Annotated in this window: 16 protein-coding genes; 5 read left to right on the plus strand and 11 right to left on the minus strand. The window is 57.6% G+C overall.

Going from position 1 to position 15,222, the window contains the following annotated elements; translation table 11 throughout:
- Positions 1–124: 124 nt before the first annotated feature.
- Complete coding sequence (gene murJ / locus QF010_RS28745; protein ID WP_429534436.1) at positions 125–1,663, minus strand: murein biosynthesis integral membrane protein MurJ; 1,539 nt, start codon at positions 1,661–1,663, stop codon at positions 125–127.
- Positions 1,664–1,915: 252 nt separating this feature from the next.
- Between murJ and rpsT the strand changes: the two genes are divergently transcribed.
- A complete protein-coding gene (gene rpsT, locus QF010_RS28750) occupies positions 1,916–2,194 on the plus strand; it encodes a 30S ribosomal protein S20 (protein ID WP_008154937.1) in 279 nt (92 codons plus the stop codon).
- Between the two features lie 182 nt (positions 2,195–2,376).
- Here the strand turns inward: rpsT and QF010_RS28755 are convergent, their stop codons facing one another.
- From QF010_RS28755 to rplU, 5 genes are all read right to left on the minus strand, one after another.
- The gene (locus tag QF010_RS28755; RefSeq protein WP_033054290.1) at positions 2,377–2,841 is read right to left on the minus strand and encodes a CreA family protein; all 465 of its coding nucleotides are present in this window, start codon (positions 2,839–2,841) and stop codon (positions 2,377–2,379) included.
- A gap of 12 nt (positions 2,842–2,853) precedes the next feature.
- Positions 2,854–3,972, minus strand: a complete 1,119-nt coding sequence (proB, locus tag QF010_RS28760) for a glutamate 5-kinase (RefSeq protein ID WP_033054289.1) — start codon at positions 3,970–3,972, stop codon at positions 2,854–2,856.
- A 137-nt stretch (positions 3,973–4,109) separates the two neighbouring features.
- Complete coding sequence (cgtA, locus tag QF010_RS28765; protein WP_010467530.1) at positions 4,110–5,333, minus strand: Obg family GTPase CgtA; 1,224 nt, start codon at positions 5,331–5,333, stop codon at positions 4,110–4,112.
- A gap of 194 nt (positions 5,334–5,527) precedes the next feature.
- Positions 5,528–5,785, minus strand: coding sequence for a 50S ribosomal protein L27 (rpmA, locus tag QF010_RS28770; RefSeq protein ID WP_003176049.1), 258 nt, complete (start codon positions 5,783–5,785; stop codon positions 5,528–5,530).
- Positions 5,786–5,819: 34 nt separating this feature from the next.
- Positions 5,820–6,134 (minus strand): 50S ribosomal protein L21, encoded by a 315-nt coding sequence (rplU, locus tag QF010_RS28775; protein WP_003176051.1) that lies wholly within the window; start codon positions 6,132–6,134, stop codon positions 5,820–5,822.
- A gap of 240 nt (positions 6,135–6,374) precedes the next feature.
- On the opposite strand from rplU, the gene QF010_RS28780 reads away from it, so the two are divergent.
- The 3 genes from QF010_RS28780 (at position 6,375) to QF010_RS28790 (ending at position 8,262) form a co-directional block, all read left to right on the plus strand.
- Positions 6,375–7,343, plus strand: a complete 969-nt coding sequence (locus tag QF010_RS28780; RefSeq protein ID WP_033054288.1) for a polyprenyl synthetase family protein — start codon at positions 6,375–6,377, stop codon at positions 7,341–7,343.
- A 113-nt stretch (positions 7,344–7,456) separates the two neighbouring features.
- Positions 7,457–7,798, plus strand: a complete 342-nt coding sequence (locus tag QF010_RS28785) for a zinc ribbon domain-containing protein YjdM (RefSeq protein WP_010467527.1) — start codon at positions 7,457–7,459, stop codon at positions 7,796–7,798.
- A 206-nt stretch (positions 7,799–8,004) separates the two neighbouring features.
- Positions 8,005–8,262 carry a PA4570 family protein gene (locus QF010_RS28790; protein WP_008154268.1) on the plus strand — a complete coding sequence of 86 codons (258 nt, stop codon included), beginning with the start codon at positions 8,005–8,007 and terminating at the stop codon, positions 8,260–8,262.
- 49 nt (positions 8,263–8,311) lie between these two features.
- Here the strand turns inward: QF010_RS28790 and bamJ are convergent, their stop codons facing one another.
- The 3 genes from bamJ to QF010_RS28805 form a co-directional block, all read right to left on the minus strand.
- Positions 8,312–8,929, minus strand: coding sequence for a BamJ family beta-barrel-assembly machinery protein (gene bamJ, locus QF010_RS28795; protein WP_033054286.1), 618 nt, complete (start codon positions 8,927–8,929; stop codon positions 8,312–8,314).
- Positions 8,930–9,050: 121 nt separating this feature from the next.
- A complete protein-coding gene (locus QF010_RS28800) occupies positions 9,051–9,350 on the minus strand; it encodes a DUF6482 family protein (protein WP_033054285.1) in 300 nt (99 codons plus the stop codon).
- A gap of 131 nt (positions 9,351–9,481) precedes the next feature.
- Entirely contained in the window at positions 9,482–9,970 is a 489-nt protein-coding gene (locus QF010_RS28805) for a TIGR00645 family protein (protein ID WP_033054284.1), read from the minus strand.
- Positions 9,971–10,129: 159 nt separating this feature from the next.
- Between QF010_RS28805 and QF010_RS28810 the strand changes: the two genes are divergently transcribed.
- Positions 10,130–11,959 (plus strand): hypothetical protein, encoded by a 1,830-nt coding sequence (locus tag QF010_RS28810; RefSeq protein ID WP_429534437.1) that lies wholly within the window; start codon positions 10,130–10,132, stop codon positions 11,957–11,959.
- Positions 11,960–11,964: 5 nt separating this feature from the next.
- On the opposite strand, the gene QF010_RS28815 is transcribed toward QF010_RS28810, so the two are convergent.
- Both QF010_RS28815 and QF010_RS28820 read right to left on the minus strand, forming a co-directional pair.
- Positions 11,965–12,306, minus strand: a complete 342-nt coding sequence (locus tag QF010_RS28815) for a PA4575 family protein (protein WP_033054282.1) — start codon at positions 12,304–12,306, stop codon at positions 11,965–11,967.
- Positions 12,307–12,622: 316 nt separating this feature from the next.
- A complete protein-coding gene (locus QF010_RS28820) occupies positions 12,623–15,061 on the minus strand; it encodes a Lon protease family protein (protein WP_429534438.1) in 2,439 nt (812 codons plus the stop codon).
- Between the last annotated feature and the right edge of the window lie 161 nt (positions 15,062–15,222).

Here is a 15,222-nt window from a genome sequence, read left to right on the forward strand (position 1 = left end):
GCTTCTTGCTCATAAAGTGGTCGATTATAACCACACCCGGCGGCCGACGACAGGCAACACCGTAACCCAAAGTGATCGAGCCGACAAAACCGTCGATTCGCCCGTGTTTATCGAGGTCGTGACCTCAGCTCAGCGCTTTGCGATTGAAGTCGCGCAAACGGAAGCCCATCAACAGCAACATGCCGAAATAAGCCACCACACCGGCAACGACCAATGCGCCCAGACGCAGGAACCGCTCCAGCATATGCCCCTGATCCCAGGCTGGCATGAAATGCATTCCGATCAGTAACACAGCAGACATCACCAACACTGCAATCACTAGCTTGAAGCCGAACTTCGCCCAACCCGGTTGCGGCTCATACATCTGCTGCTTGCGCAGCTGATAGAACAGCAGGCTGGCGTTAATGCACGCGCCGATGCTGATGGCCAGCGCCAGGCCGGCGTGGGCCAGCGGGCCGATCAACACCAGGTTGAACAACTGGGTGACGATCAGGGTAAAAATCGCGATTTTTACCGGAGTGCGAATGTTTTGTTGCGCATAAAAGCCCGGAGCCAGCACTTTGATCACGATAATCCCGAGCAACCCGACCGAATAAGCAATCAGTGCCCGCTGGGTCATGGAGGCGTCAAACGCGCTGAACTGACCGTACTGGAACAAAGAAACCGTCAGCGGCTCGGCGAGAATCCCCAGTGCCAGGGAGCACGGCAACACCAGCATGAAGCACAGGCGCAGCCCCCAATCGAGGATCCGCGAGTATTCCTGGCGATCCTTGCTGGCGTAGGTCTTGGCCAGGGTCGGCAGGAGAATCGTGCCCAGCGCCACGCCCAGAACACCGGACGGCAACTCCATCAAACGGTCGGCGTAGTACATCCAGGACACGGAACCGGCGACCAGGAACGAGGCGAAAATGGTGTTGATGATCAGCGAAATCTGGCTCACAGAAACGCCGAGAATCGCCGGCAGCATTTGTTTCATGACCCGCCAGACGCCACTGTCACGCAGGTTCAGGCGTGGCAACACCAGCAGGCCGATCTTTTTCAGGTGCGGCAGCTGATAGAGCAATTGCGCCAGCCCTCCCGCCAGTACTGCCCAGCCCAGTGCCATGACCGGCGGATCAAAGTAAGGCGTCAGGAACACCGAAAAGATGATCATGCTGACGTTAAGCAGGGTCGGCACAAAGGCCGGCACCGAGAAACGGTTATAGGTATTGAGGATCGCCCCGGCCAATGAAGACAGGGAGATCAGCAATACATAAGGAAAGGTCACGCGCAACAGACTGGTCGTCAGCTCGAATTTTTCCGGCGTGTCGGTGAAGCCCGGCGCGGTCACCCAGATGACCCACGGCGCAGCGATCATGCCCAACGCGGTGACCAACGCCAGTACCAGCGTCAGCAGGCCCGAGACGTAGGCAATGAAGGTTCGCGTCGCCTCCTCGCCCTTCTGGCTTTTATATTCAGCAAGAATCGGCACGAATGCCTGGGAAAATGCCCCCTCGGCGAAGATACGTCGCAGCAGATTGGGCAATTTGAAGGCGATAAAGAAGGCGTCAGTCGCCATCCCGGCGCCAAATGTGCGCGCAATGAGAGTGTCACGAACGAACCCCAGAATCCGGGAAAGCATCGTGATAGAGCTGACGGCGGCCAACGATTTGAGCAGATTCATTGAAAGAGTTTGTGCCTGTCGATAAACAGCAGGCGAACAAAGCGCCTACTTATGCGATACTCCGCGCCGCAGCAGCACAGAGCCAAAGCTCGCGAGTTTACAGGTCAAGCGCCGGAAATAAATATCCCGCCTCTTTATACCTACCACTTAGCGGAACGTCTCAACCGCCCTTGACAAGACATCAACTCATCGGCATGATTCGCGGCCTATTTTGTTTGCTATTTCCTAAAAAGTCTTTCGAGGAGCTCGACGGTGGCCAACACACCTTCCGCCAAAAAACGTGCAAAACAGGCTGAGAAGCGTCGCAGCCACAACGCCAGCCTGCGTTCCATGGTTCGTACCTACATCAAGAATGTAGTTAAGGCCATCGACGCAAAAGACGCTGAAAAAGCTCAAGCTGCTTACGTTCTGGCCGTGCCAGTTATCGACCGTATGGCCGATAAAGGCATCATCCACAAGAACAAGGCTGCTCGTCATAAGAGCCGCCTGAACGGTCACGTCAAGGCTCTGAACCTTGCTGTTGCCGCATAAGCGATAAGCTTGTTAAAAAACCGACCCTAGGGTCGGTTTTTTATTGCCTGCGATTTAACAAACGTCGCACAAAAAAGCAGGAGTGAGCCTGCTCGCGATAGCAGTAGAACAGTCAACATCAGTGTTGAATGTTAAACAGCCATCGCGAGCAGGCTCACTCCTACATTTCGATTTGCGTCAGATTATTGAGCCTGTGCCCACGGCAAAATCGGAATCGCCGTCACCGCATTCTGGGGACTGCCTTCGATCACACGATCGCTATAAACCAGGTACACCAGCGTATTGCGTTTCTTGTCGAGGAATCGCACCACCTGCATGGTCTTGAACACCAGCGACGTGCGCTCCTTGAACACCTCGTCACCATCCTTCAACTCGCCCTTGAAGCTGATCGGCCCGACCTGACGACAAGCGATAGACGCTTCTGCGCGATCTTCAGCCAACCCCAAACCGCCCTTCACGCCACCCGTCTTGGCTCGCGACAGGTAGCAAGTCACACCCTCAACCTTTGGATCATCAAACGCTTCGACGACGATGCGGTCGTTCGGACCGACAAACTTGAACACCGTCGACACCTGACCGATCTCCTCGGCCGAGGCCAGCAGCGGCATCGCCAACAGCAGACCCAACAATCCTTTTGCCACGCGCATTCAGGTATTCCTTCAGACCAGGATCAGGTTATCGCGGTGAACCAGTTCCGGCTCCGCCATGTAACCCAAAAGACCGACAATCGCCTCAGACGACTGACCGATGATTTTTTGTGCTTCCAGCGCGCTGTAGTTGGCCAGACCCCGAGCGATTTCACGACCGTCCGGCGCCACGCAAACCACCATCTCGCCACGACGGAAGCTGCCCTGGACCAGCTTGACACCCACAGGCAGCAAACTTTTGTTGCCCTTGGACAGCGCCGTCACCGCACCGGCATCCAGCACAAGCGTGCCGCGGGTTTGCAGGTGCCCGGCCAGCCACTGCTTGCGCGCCGCCAACAGGCCGCGCTCAGGCGACAGCAAGGTGCCGATGCGCTCGCCCGCCTTGAGGCGATCCAGCACGCGCTCAATACGCCCGCCAACGATGATGGTATGCGCACCGGAACGAGCCGCCAGTCGCGCAGCACGCAATTTGGTCTGCATGCCGCCACGCCCCAGCGCACCCCCCGTACTGCCCGCCACCGCATCCAGCGCCGGATCATCGGCGCGCGCCTCGTAAATCAGGTTGGCGTCAGGGTTGTTGCGCGGATCGGCGTCGAACATGCCATCGCGATCGGTAAGGATCACCAGCAAGTCAGCCTCGACCAGGTTGGCCACCAGCGCCGCCAGCGTGTCGTTGTCGCCGAACCGTATTTCATCAGTGACCACGGTGTCGTTTTCGTTGATCACCGGAATAACTTTCAGCTCGACCAACGCGCGCAAGGTGCTGCGGGCGTTCAAGTAGCGCTTGCGGTCGGACAAGTCGTCGTGGGTCAGGAGAATCTGCGCGGTATGCCGGCCATGCTCGGCAAAGCTCGACTCCCAGGCCTGCACCAACCCCATCTGACCGATGGCGGCAGCGGCCTGTAGTTCGTGCATCGCACTGGGTCGCACAGTCCAACCCAAGCGGCTCATGCCGGCCGCCACCGCCCCGGAGGACACCAGCACCAACTCGACGCCAGCCTCATGCAAAGCCACCATCTGCTCGACCCAAACACTCATTGCCGCGCGATCCAGGCCCTTGCCGTCCGCCGTCAGCAAAGCGCTGCCGATCTTCACGACCCAACGCTGCGCACCTGTCACCTTGCTCCGCATCATCTTCAACCTTAGCTTGAGGACAGCGCGACCTGGCACTGCCCGTAACGTTATTCGTGGTTATTCGTGACCAACTATCGATTTCCAGATACTAAAACGCCGCTCTAGTGAGCGGCGTTTAAGTTTATCGCAACGAATCAGTCACGCACGTAAATGATTTCCGGACCGTCTTCGTCATCCACATCTTCTTCATCCCAATCATCGTCGCCGATGTCGTGGACGGACTTCACGCCGCTACGGCGCAGGGCACGCTGGTCATCCAGGGCCTGCAGCTGAGCACGGGCTTCGTCTTCGATGCGCTGATCGAGTTCGGCCAACTCTTCTTTGTAAACCGGGTCGTTAGCCAGGCGATCAGCACGGTCTTCCATGTAACGCATGATGTCGTGGCAAAGACGCTCGGTGCCCAACTTGGAGATAGCCGAGATTACGTAGACCGGACCGGTCCATTCAAGACGATCAACGATTTCCTTGACGCGAGCATCGTGCTCTTCTTCGAGGATCTGGTCGCACTTGTTCAGCACCAACCAACGATCACGCTCAGCCAGGGACGGGCTGAACTTGGTCAGCTCGCTGACGATCACTTCAGCAGCATCCGGGGCGCTGGCGTCATCGAGTGGCGCCATGTCCACGAGGTGCAGCAGCAAACGGGTACGCGACAAGTGCTTGAGGAAGCGAATCCCCAGGCCTGCGCCATCGGAAGCACCTTCGATCAGGCCCGGAATGTCCGCAACCACGAAGCTTTTCCAGCGATCGACGCTGACCACACCCAGGTTCGGCACCAGCGTGGTGAACGGGTAGTCGGCGACTTTCGGCTTGGCGGCCGATACCGAACGAATGAAGGTACTTTTGCCTGCGTTCGGCAAGCCCAGCAGGCCGACGTCAGCCAACACCTTCATTTCCAGCTTCAGATCACGCGCCTCACCCGGCTTACCCGGAGTGGTCTGACGCGGAGCACGGTTGGTACTGGATTTGAAACGGGTGTTACCCAGACCGTGCCAGCCGCCGTGAGCCACCAGCAACTTCTGGCCAGCTTTGGTCAGGTCGCCGATCACTTCCTGAGTAGCGGAGTCGATAACAGTGGTGCCGACCGGAACACGCAGTACCAGCTCTTCACCTTTTTTACCGGTGCAGTCGGTGCTGCCGCCGTTGGAACCACGCTCGGCATCAAAGTGCCGGGTGTAACGGTAGTCCACCAGGGTGTTGAGGTTTTCGTCGGCGATCATGTAGACCGAGCCGCCATCACCACCGTCACCGCCGTTTGGGCCGCCGTTTTCAATGAATTTTTCGCGACGGAAGCTCATGCAACCGTTGCCGCCGTCGCCGGCCTTTACTCGAATCGATACTTCATCAACAAACTTCATAACAAAACGCCTCTCGTCATACGGACGAGCCGAAAAACACTAAGACATAAGACTCTTGCAAAAATGAGCGCAGCGACCTCAATCAACAACCGCAAATCCAGCGCTGGAGCCCATCACAAACAGCTTTGCAAGAGACTCACCCCACAAACGAAAAAGCCCCGTCGCGAGACAGGGCTTTTCCAGCGATCGCGCAATTAAGCTGCGACAACGCTCACGTAACGGCGGTTGAACGCGCCCTTTACTTCAAACTTGATCACGCCTTCGATTTTCGCGAAGAGAGTGTGATCTTTACCCATGCCAACACCGTAACCGGCGTGGAATTGGGTGCCGCGCTGACGCACGATGATGTTGCCCGGAATGATTTTCTGGCCGCCATACATCTTCACGCCAAGGCGTTTGGCTTCTGAGTCGCGACCGTTACGGGTACTACCACCAGCTTTTTTGTGTGCCATGAGTCAATTCTCCTAGTGAGGAATTAGGCTGAAATTAAGCCTGAATACCGGTGATTTTGATCTCGGTGTACCACTGGCGGTGGCCCATACGCTTCATGTGGTGCTTACGACGACGGAACTTGATGATGCGGACTTTATCGTGACGACCTTGGGAGATCACTTCAGCCACAACGGTAGCGCCAGCAACAACTGGAGCGCCGATGTTCACGTCATCGCCATTGGCGACCAACAGAACGCGATCAAAAGTAACGGATTCGCCGGTAGCGATTTCCAGTTTTTCGATCTTCAGGTATTCACCTGGGGCGACCTTGTATTGCTTGCCACCAGTAACAATTACTGCGTACGACATGGTATTTCTCCGATAATCCTGCTCACCCAGCTCTTTATAAGAAGAGGTATTGGCTGGCATGGCTGCATAAGGCTGGAAGGCCTGTTTGCAATTGCGTAAGGCAGGTGCTGCCCAGGAAGTTCAGGGTGCGCGATTGTACGCAAGCTGCCAGGGCGATGCAAGAGGCCGTCCATCGTACCTTGACACCCGCCGACGTGGGTCCTAGCATGCCGCGCAACCCTTCTGGAGCAACTGTCGCTGATGCAACCCCAAGCTTTCTACCGCGCGGTGGCGGACGATTTTAGCGCCGTCGACGGCATCATCAAGAAGCAGCTGACTTCCCGAGTGCCGCTGGTATCGAAAATCGGCGATTACATTACCTCGGCTGGCGGTAAACGCCTGCGCCCTCTATTAGTGTTGCTGTGTGGCAAGGCTCTGGGTCGCGAAGGCGATGACCTGCGCCTGCTGGCCGCAACCATCGAGTTCCTGCACACCGCCACCTTGCTGCATGACGACGTGGTCGACATGTCCGGCATGCGCCGTGGCCGCTCGACGGCCAACGCCATGTGGGGCAACGCCCCTAGTGTGCTGGTGGGCGACTTCCTGTATTCGCGGTCCTTCGAAATGATGGTCGAACTGGGCTCCATGCCAGTGATGAAAATCCTTTCGCAAGCCACGCGCATCATCGCCGAAGGCGAAGTGTTGCAGCTGTCCAAGGTTCGTGACGCCAGCACCACTGAAGAAACCTACATGGAAGTCATCCGCGGCAAAACCGCGATGCTCTTTGAGGCCTCGACCCACAGTGCCGCAGCGCTCTGCGAAGCGACATCGGAACAGTCAGAAGCCCTGCGTACATTCGGCGATCATCTGGGCGTGGCATTCCAGTTGGTCGACGACCTGCTGGACTACAAAGGCGACGCCGAAACCCTGGGCAAGAACGTCGGTGACGATCTGGCTGAAGGCAAACCGACCCTGCCGCTGATCTACACCATGCGCGAAGGCACGCCGGAGCAGGCTGCCCTGGTGCGCAAGGCGATCCAGAAAGGCGGTATCGAAGACCTGGAAAGCATCCGCGAAGCCGTGGAAGCCTCAGGCTCGCTGGATTACACCGCGCAACTGGCCCGTGACTACGTGGCCCGCGCGATCAAGTGCCTCGACGCACTGCCTGCCAGCGAATACCGCGATGCACTGGTCGAGTTGAGCGAATTTGCGGTCGCCCGTACGCACTGATAGACCACAACCTGTGGGAGCCCTTTCCCACAGGTTTGCTACCCCCCGCCCTCTTCCACCTAAAACCCTATACAATGTGCGCTTTTTAGCGATCCTGAATCCAAGGAGCTTTAGTGAGCACGTTGCCACCCTGCCCAAAATGCAATTCCGAATACACCTACGAAGACGGCGCCCAGCTGATCTGCCCTGAGTGCGCCCACGAGTGGTCCGCCAGCGGCGAAGCCGAAGCAGCGTCCGATGACACCGTGAAAAAGGATTCGGTCGGCAACGTCCTGCAGGACGGCGACACCATCACCGTGATCAAGGACCTCAAGGTCAAAGGCACGTCGCTGGTGGTCAAGGTCGGCACCAAGGTCAAGAACATCCGCCTGTGCGATGGCGATCACGACATCGACTGCAAGATCGACGGCATCGGCCCGATGAAGCTCAAATCCGAGTTCGTCAGAAAAGTCTGAGTCTGCTGTATTCCATCCCGCGTCCTGCGCGGGATGGTGCTTCACCCTCCCCCGCTTCGCCCAACAATCCCTCGCAATAGCCAAACGCCAGCCGTTTTGACCTTACGCAACCTTTACCCTTAAAAAAAACCAAACCGCCAATAGGCCCTTGCTATTTGATGAATAAGAATTATTCTCATTGAAATCAATCGATGGAGATGAGACCCATGACTTATTTGATCGACGCCTGGCTGGACCGCCCACACCCTTACCTCAGGATCCTGCATCGGGAAACCGGGGAAGTCTGTGCGGTGCTTGAAGAGGAAGCCTTGAACGAGCTGCAGGATCAGGGTGATCTGGACGTCAACGGCTTGAGTTCCAGCGAGCCGGTGGTGCTCAAGGAACTGGTGCGCAATCTGTTTCTGTTCTGCTATGCCCGGGCATTGCGCCCGACAAGCGAACTGCACCACAAGATCGAAATATGAAAAACGCTGAAAAACCCTGTAGGGGCAGAGCGCCTACAGGGTTACGGTCTTACAGAACGTCGAGCAGTTCGACGTCGAATACCAGTACGCTGTGCGGCGGAATGCTGCCAACGCCTTGAGCGCCGTAAGCCAGTTCGCTCGGCACGTACAGACGCCATTTGCTGCCGGCGTTCATCAGTTGCAGGGCTTCGGTCCAGCCAGGGATCACGCCGCCAACCGGGAATTCTGCAGGCTGACCACGATCGTAGGAGCTGTCGAACACAGTGCCGTCGATTAGAGTGCCGTGGTAGTGAGTGCGCACTTGATCTTCACGGGTTGGCTTGGCGCCTTCACCCTGAGTCAGTACTTCGAATTGCAGGCCGGAAGCCAGGGTGGTGATGCCGTCACGCTTGGCGTTTTCAGCCAGGAATGCCAGGCCTTCGCCAGCAGCGGCTTCAGCTTTGGCAGCTGCTTCAGCTTGCATGATTTCGCGAATGACCTTGAAGCTTGCGGACATTTCTTCCTGACCCACACGGCTTTCCTTGCCGGCGAAAGCGTCGGTCAGGCCTGCCAGGATCGCGTCCAGGCTAACGCCCGGTGGCGGGTTGTCGCGCAGTTGGTCGCCCAGCTGACGGCCAATACCGTAGCTGACGCGGGTTTCGTCGGTGGACAGATTTACTTCGGACATGACACTGCTCCGCTGTGCGGACGGCCCTGGAACTTGCCGTGCGTACACAGCGCGTCCCGGAGCGCCCGGAACCAAAAGGGCCAGCAGACTAGCACAGATGCCATTGTGTTGATGAGAGGCGTCAGTGCTGCCACGCAATCGGAACCTTCAGGCTTCCCTCGGAACTGGCACCGAGTCCACACATCTCGTCATGAACCGAAACGTGCACAAGGTTGAACGGCAAGCTGGGAAAGGCATGAAGCACTTCACGCGCATGCTCGACCGAACGCAGGTGAAACATCTGGCCGTGGGCATCACTCAGCGGATACGCCGCGCCATGCATCCGCGCCTCCAACAGGTAGATCCCGCCTTCCATCGAGATCAGGTTGAGCTCATCAACCTTCCCGGCGATGGCATAAGCATTCAACTCTTTCAGGTCCATAAACGCACCTCACGCAATGGCGAGCCAAGATTCTTACAGGCATAGGCCTCGGCGCATCAAAGTACAAGCCACAAACGACACCGCCCGTCTGTTTCGCAACAGACGGGCGGTTGGGTACAGCGATAAAACGATCAGTGCTTGGTCAGCTTATCCAGATAACCCATGGCAAACGCCGAAATCACGAAGGTCATGTGGATGATCACGTACCACTTCAAATGCTCGGGATCGACGTTCTTGGCGTCCATGAAAATCCGCAGCAGGTGGATGGACGAAATGGCCACGATGGAAGCGGCCACCTTCATCTTCAATGAAGAGGAATCCATGGTGCCCAGCCAGTTGAGCTTTTCCTTGTCGTCGTCGATGTCCAGTTGGGAAACGAAGTTCTCGTAACCGGAAATCATCACCATCACCAGCAAACCGCCTACCAGCGCCATGTCGATCAGTGACAGCAGCACCAGAATCAGATCCGACTCGGCCATCGAGAACACGTTAGGGATGACGTGGAAGACTTCCTGGAAGAATTTCAGCGCCAGGGCCAGCAGCCCAAGGGACAGACCAAAGTAGATCGGCGCCAGCAGCCAGCGGCTGGCGTACATTGCATTTTCGATAAAGCGTTCCATTAAATCTCACACAAGGCCTGGAAATGGCCGCGAGTATATCAGCCACCTGTAACACCCAGAAACCGTTGGGAAATCCATAACCTGCGCGTGTGTGACAAGGTTTTTCTGCTAGTGTCCAAAGCATTGACAGCTCAGCGACATCGGACAGGAAGACGGGAAATGGATGTGCGATTGCCTTTAACGAGCGCCGGCATTTGCCTGGCTTTGCTGATGAGCGCCTGCTCACCCAGCGATGAGAAGCGCCAGGTCAGTCTCGAGGAAAAGACTGCGCAGTTCGAGAAGTCTCTGGATGCGATTCAGGATCCGCAACTCAAGGAAGCCGTGGCTGAACTCGGCGGCTCACTGTTGTTGCTCGAGCGTGCGCAACTCAAGCTCGACAGCAAACCGGTGGAAACAGAATACGGTGAAGACGCCCTCGCCGTCCTCAAGCACTATCCCACCCCACAAGCCTTGGTCGACACGTACATCAATGGTCTGTTCGTGCTGCACAAAGACTCCAGTTCCGACTACCTGACCGATTTGCAACCGGTGTTCCCCTTCAACTTCAACATTCCGGTCGCATTTCTCTTTCCCCATAGTCTTGAATGGCAATCGGTGACTTTGAGCAACAAACGCGTCATTCCGTTTCAGCCGGAATGGTCAGAGACCGATCCGGGCATTCAGCTCAGTCCGTCGAGCTCCAACCTGACCAACCCCGATGATTTGACGGTGACCTATCCATTCATCGACGGCCTGGACGTGGACAAAAAGAACCAGCCACAACCGGTGAGCCTGCAAGGCACGGTGGAAGTCATCGCGCCGCGCCGGCTCTACAGCTTCGACCTGACGAAAAAGGACGTTGGCCAGACTCGCACCAACGACAATCTCAGCGTCACCCTGCTGAACCTTGCAAACAACTACGCCGAAATCGAATTCAACAACAGCGCGCCACAGGCCCCTGAGATCGGCGAAACACCGCTGAATCCGCTGATCGTCCAGGCCAAGGACAGCACCGGGCAATTTCTCGCGCGCTCAGGCTCGATCAACGAAACCCCCACACAAATAGCCTTCTATCAAAAGCAACTGGCGAAAATGCAACAGCAGAAAGCCTGGAGCGAGAGCTTCGAGAAGCAGATCAATGAAGAGCAGCGCGCCTTTGAGAAGCAACAAAGCCACCGTTATTCCAAGGTGTACTTCAACGGGCCGATCGAAACGCTTGAGGTCAGCGTACTGGACTTTTCAACCGCCACGGTGACCCGCAAGGACCTGAACCTGCCGGTACTTCGCTTCGACCCACACACCACGCAAAAGACCATCCAGCCACTGACGCTGCCGGTGGTGGTGTACGACGACCAGGCCCCGATCTGGCTCAAGGGCGCCACACTTGGCGAGGAACAACTGAAAAAAAGCGTGCGCATCAGTCAGTCGGTCGAAGACCCCAGCGCCGCGCGTATCGAGTTCGATCACCCCAAAAGCTTCAATGATGAGCTGCTCGGCACCTCCTTCAACCCCGGCGAAAGCCCGGTCAGCTTCTTTACCGAGGACGGTAACGGCAAGCGCGATGAGCCGATCGAATTGCCGCCTGAGGCTTACCAGGTCGATCCCCTGCGCGGCACCATCACCTACGACTTGAACCTGTTTCCAGAAACGCCGGCTTACGCGGTGGGCTCCATGCCGCTGTTTCTCGCCACTGTCGAAAAGAACACCCTCGACGCCCACCAGTTGCCCAAAGGGCTGCTGCTCAAAGGCAATGCGCTGGTGGTTGATCTGAAGCAGTTTCCCGCCCAGGACTGGCGTTTCTTCGCCAAGGACGACAGCGGCAATTATCTGAAGGAGATTCTGGCGGTCAGCCACGATGCGAGCGCAGAAGGCCCGGCATTATTGGGGGTGCATTATTTCTACGGGCAGCCTGCCCGTCTGGAAACCTATCAACGAACCGATCTCTCCACCGTGCAATATGGCTTCGAGGTCAAACTCGACAAGGCGGACACGTCCAGCCTTGCTCAATAGCCTGTTCAGTGATCGGGCCGAAACTCGAAACCTCCAGGGTTGCGGCAACGGCCACCATTGATTTCCCGCAGCTGGGCTTGCAGGTGCAGGCACCAGATTTGCGGATCATCGGCCAGCTCATAGCCGTGCAGGGTGAGACTTTCAACAATGGTGTCGAGGATCGACTCAGCCACAAAGGGGCCATGAAACGGGCCCTGGGCTTTGATGGCAGAAGGTTGTTCGCCTTCCATTCCGGCGGCGAAGAGTAAGGTCCACATGCCCGTATCCCCCGCCAATGGGCGGATGGCACACTCGATACGGGTCACAAGGCCCAGGCATTGACGGGTGAGGCAGAGGTTGCGCGACATGGCGGCGACCCTCAGTAGATCCGGTATTCAGCCCCCACGGGAGGACTGTCTCGATCCAGTGATTACTGTCGATATCCTTGACCTGAGAATAGAGGAAAAGTCTGACTAGCACGTCAAGTAAGACCAGAAGGCGCCGAATGGTCACTGTGTGAATATTGACGCCAGACTGATGGCACTTTCTTGAGACTGACACAAACAAATGTGGGAGCGAGCCTGCTCGCGAAGAGGGAGTGTCAGCTGACGTCAATGTCGTCTGATACACCGCTTTCGCGAGCAGGCTCGCTCCCACAGGGGATCCGTGTGATCCTCAGATTGCTTAGGCTGGTTTGGCCTCGACCAGCGCTTCCTGCGCAGCTTCTTTCTCTGCTTCCTTGAGGTCCTCTTCGCTGATCATTTCTGCGATGACCCGCAAGCGTTCCACCACCCGCGCGTTAACGCTGCCTTCAGGGAACTGGCCTTCGGCGTCCGGCGCACCGGCCGGCTCGCCGACCAACAGGCTCAGGGCTTCATCAGCCTGACGCACGGCGTAGACGTGGAACTGCCCCGCGCGCACCGCCGTCAGCACTTTTTCGTCGAGCATCAGCGTGGCAACGTTGGCGTGGGGAATGATTGCTCCCTGCTCACCGGTCAGCCCGCGGGCCTCGCAGAGCCGGAAGAAGCCTTCGATCTTCTCGTTGACCCCGCCCACCGCCTGCACTTCACCGAACTGGTTGATCGAGCCGGTGATCGCAAAACACTGCTTGAGCGGAGTTTTCGACAGTGCCGAAATCAAGGTGCAAGCCTCGCCCAACGATGCACTATCACCATCGACATAACCGTAGGATTGCTCCAGGGCGATACTCGCGGAAATCGCCAGCGGGAATTCCTGGGCGTAACGGCTGCCCAGATACCCGGTGAGGATCATCACGCCTTTGGAGTGAATGGGCTGACCGAGGTTGACCTCGCGTTCGATGTCGACGATGCCGCTACCGCCCGGATAGACCGTGGCGGAAATCCGCGCCGGCACACCGAACGCCGAATCGCCGACCTCCAGCACTGTCAGCCCGTTGCATTTGCCCACCGCCGCGCCGTCCGTGTCGATCAGGATGATCCCGGCCAGCATGTCATCGAGAATCCGCGCCGAGACGCGCCCGGTCCGCGTGGCCTTGGCCTTGAGCGCACGTTCGATGTGCCCGGCGTCGGTCATTTCGTCACTGGCCAGTTGGCGAATGAAATCCGCCTCGCTGACCAGTTGGAACAGATCGCCGATCCGCGCCGACAAACGCCCTTGGTGCTCAGCCAAGCGAGCACTGTAAGTCGCCAGACGCGCCACCGCATCGGCGGTCAGCGGCGCCATGCCTTCTTCGGAAGTGCGGGTCTTGAGCAACTGGGCGAACTGCTCCAGGCTTTCGTCGACCATCGGGATGTCTTCGTCGAAGTCCACCAGGACGCGGAACATCTCCTGGAAGTCCGGATCGAGGTCTTGCAGCGTGTAGTAGAGCTGCCGGGCGCCAATGATGACGACTTTGACCTGCAACGGAATGTATTGCGGTGTCAGGGTCACGGTGGCGAAACGGCCCATCTCGCCCAGCGGCGATTCCATTTTCAATTTGCGCGATTGCAGCGCGCGCTTGAGCGCATCCCACACGAACGGCTCGCTGAGCATTTTTTCCGCTTCAAGAATCAGGAAGCCGCCGTTGGCGCGGTGCAACGCACCCGGACGCAACTGTCGATACGTGGTGTAGAGCGCGCCCTGATCGGTGGTGTACTCGATGCGGCCGAACAGGTTTTCGTAAGTCGGGTGCGGCTCAAAGACCACTGGCGCACCGCCGCTGTGCGGATGACCGACCACCAGGCTCGGTGCGTATTGCTCTTCCAGCAGCTTGCGGGCGATGGCGTCCGTCTTGCTGTCGTCCACCAGTTGCTCGACCACAGTCTTGAGCAGGTACACCTGCATCGCTTGCAGGTAACCGCAAACGCCGGCGTTTTCCGCGTACTTTTCCGACAGCGGCGCGAGCAAGGGTTGCAAGGCCAGGGTGATGGTTTCTTCGTTGAGCTGGCGCAGTAGATTGCTCGACTCACGCTTCCATTGCGGCAGGCTGGCGAGCTCTTCGTTCAGCCGCTCTTCCAGCCACGAAATATCCTCGTGAAAACGCTCGCGATCGACTTCCGGCAACTGGGCAAATTCGGCCTCATCCACAGCCTTGCCTTCGCTCATCGGCGTGAACGCGATATTGGTGCTGTCGCGGTACAGCGCAACGTCCTTCTCCAGCGCCAGACGCTCGATGACATCCAGCGCGCGGTCATACCGTTGATTGAAGGCGCGGTCGATGGCGCTTTTCTTCTGCTGGTAGGACGGGTGCTCGAACACGGCCGGAAAAGTCGCCAGCAAGTTATCGATCAAGCCGTTGATGTCATCGATAAAGGCGCCGGCAGTGCCCGAGGGCAATTCCAGGGCGCGAGGTTCGCGAGGATCATCGAAATTGTTGACGTAGACCCAGTCCGCCGGGGTCTGCAGGCGTTTGCCTTCGGCTTTCAGGTAGCGTTTGACGAACGAAAACCGGCCGGTGCCGGGCTCGCCCATGACGAATACGTTGTAACCGGGGCGTGGCATTGCCACACCGAACTGCAAGGCTTCGACCGCACGTTCCTGGCCAAGCACACCGCGGAAGGGCTCCAAATCATTGGTGGTAGAGAAGCTGAACTGTTCAGCGGAAAACGGACGGGTCAGCGCTTCGGGCGCTAGACGCAAGCTGGCAGCAACAGGATCAGGCATCGGGCTTCCTTACATCAGGCGGGGCAGATAGCGGCATTCTGGCGCTGCCCATACCTCACTTGCAAGGCGCGCCTCTAGCCAAAGCATAGACAAAGCGGTATCGCCAAGCGGACCAGGTCCAAATCAATGTTTTCAGCGAATGTTATGCAAAAAATAACGGA

It is taken from the genome of Pseudomonas silensiensis (genome assembly GCF_050434865.1).
GTDB classification, from domain to species: domain Bacteria; phylum Pseudomonadota; class Gammaproteobacteria; order Pseudomonadales; family Pseudomonadaceae; genus Aquipseudomonas; species Aquipseudomonas fluorescens_W.

Bases quoted from the DNA above. Each gene is read 5' to 3' on its own strand.
- murJ (WP_429534436.1), bottom strand. From the start codon at position 1,663: ATGAATCTGCTCAAATCGTTGGCCGCCGTCAGCTCTATCACGATGCTT.
- QF010_RS28755 (WP_033054290.1), bottom strand. From the start codon at position 2,841: ATGCGCGTGGCAAAAGGATTGTTGGGTCTGCTGTTGGCGATGCCGCTG.
- proB (WP_033054289.1), bottom strand. From the start codon at position 3,972: ATGCGGAGCAAGGTGACAGGTGCGCAGCGTTGGGTCGTGAAGATCGGC.
- cgtA (WP_010467530.1), bottom strand. From the start codon at position 5,333: ATGAAGTTTGTTGATGAAGTATCGATTCGAGTAAAGGCCGGCGACGGC.
- rpmA (WP_003176049.1), bottom strand. From the start codon at position 5,785: ATGGCACACAAAAAAGCTGGTGGTAGTACCCGTAACGGTCGCGACTCA.
- rplU (WP_003176051.1), bottom strand. From the start codon at position 6,134: ATGTCGTACGCAGTAATTGTTACTGGTGGCAAGCAATACAAGGTCGCC.
- QF010_RS28780 (WP_033054288.1), top strand. From the start codon at position 6,375: ATGCAACCCCAAGCTTTCTACCGCGCGGTGGCGGACGATTTTAGCGCC.
- QF010_RS28790 (WP_008154268.1), top strand. From the start codon at position 8,005: ATGACTTATTTGATCGACGCCTGGCTGGACCGCCCACACCCTTACCTC.
- bamJ (WP_033054286.1), bottom strand. From the start codon at position 8,929: ATGTCCGAAGTAAATCTGTCCACCGACGAAACCCGCGTCAGCTACGGT.
- QF010_RS28800 (WP_033054285.1), bottom strand. From the start codon at position 9,350: ATGGACCTGAAAGAGTTGAATGCTTATGCCATCGCCGGGAAGGTTGAT.
- QF010_RS28805 (WP_033054284.1), bottom strand. From the start codon at position 9,970: ATGGAACGCTTTATCGAAAATGCAATGTACGCCAGCCGCTGGCTGCTG.
- QF010_RS28810 (WP_429534437.1), top strand. From the start codon at position 10,130: ATGGATGTGCGATTGCCTTTAACGAGCGCCGGCATTTGCCTGGCTTTG.
- QF010_RS28815 (WP_033054282.1), bottom strand. From the start codon at position 12,306: ATGTCGCGCAACCTCTGCCTCACCCGTCAATGCCTGGGCCTTGTGACC.
- QF010_RS28820 (WP_429534438.1), bottom strand. From the start codon at position 15,061: ATGCCTGATCCTGTTGCTGCCAGCTTGCGTCTAGCGCCCGAAGCGCTG.